This is a genomic window from Thiolapillus sp., assembly GCF_048562965.1.
GTDB lineage: Bacteria > Pseudomonadota > Gammaproteobacteria > Chromatiales > Chromatiaceae > Thiolapillus > Thiolapillus brandeum_A.
The window spans coordinates 1-616 of record NZ_JBHNMF010001466.1; the positions used below are offsets into that span (position 1 = coordinate 1).

Annotated in this window: 1 protein-coding gene; it reads left to right on the plus strand. The window is 50.0% G+C overall.

Features of this window, described 5'->3' with window-relative positions; translation table 11 throughout:
* The coding region (locus ACOCD2_RS24970) for a hypothetical protein (RefSeq protein ID WP_419626357.1) at positions 1-246 on the plus strand (246 nt) is incomplete at its 5' end.
* Positions 247-616: the final 370 nt, after the last annotated feature.

The following is a 616-nucleotide window of genomic DNA, read 5'->3' on the forward strand; positions in this document are numbered from 1 at the left end:
CCAAAATCGACTCGGCCTTTGACAACCTATTGGTGCCCCAGCCGTCCTGGTCACCAAGCACTGCGCAACAACTTCGCAAGCTCGTTGCTGCTCCGTACTTGGCTCCCAATGACTGGACGCCGCGTTCGTAGGCCTACTTTGTTTTCCCTCTGGCGCAAGGCACGCCGGGAAAACAGTGCGGTCTCGCGGCTACTGGGGACTACCAGCCTTCGCTTCGCTCTCCATGGCTGGCAGCGTTTGTGTTGATTTCTCTTCTGAGAGGCCGCGCCTTGCTATGTCAACTATTTTTTGAGATTTTTAGTGGTTTTTCTCCTCTGAAACTCTAAACTCTAGTAAACTTTCCGACTTCACGAAAATCTGATAATGCATAGGCGCGTTGATGCAAGTCAAATTTTCCACAATAATATTTAGGGATGAATCTCATTCCCTCGCCCGGGATAATCACAGCTTCAGCATCAAACAAATAACGACTTGATCGCTTTATTTCTTCAGATCTATCGTAAGCGCCCCAGAATCGACACCTTTTTTCAGAACACCATCAGCCACAGACTTTCTCCTGTCCCACCACAACGCAGGAGAATGCCATGGCCCCGACCGACAGTACTGACCGCATCAC